The following is a 214-nucleotide window of genomic DNA, read 5'->3' on the forward strand; positions in this document are numbered from 1 at the left end:
TGCCGTCGTACCGGGGGCAACCGTGATGGTCCCGTCCGCATTCATGGTGATCGAGCCGTCAGTTGGGCTGGGCGCTGTGCCAGGCGTCAACGTGATGTCTGCTGGATCAACAGCCGCGCCATTCAGCGTGTCGTTGTCCAATACGGAAGGAGTGTCTCCACCCGCAAAGCCGTTCACAGCTGCTGGCGTGTCGTCGATGGCGTCGATCGGGGCT

1 protein-coding gene is annotated in these 214 nt (G+C 62.6%); it reads right to left on the reverse strand.

The features are described from left to right. On the reverse strand, nucleotides 1-214 hold a 214-nt coding region (locus ACXAH3_RS16545; RefSeq protein ID WP_474863377.1), incomplete at both ends, for a hypothetical protein.

The organism is Aliiroseovarius sp. ABM4_368, assembly GCF_056161205.1.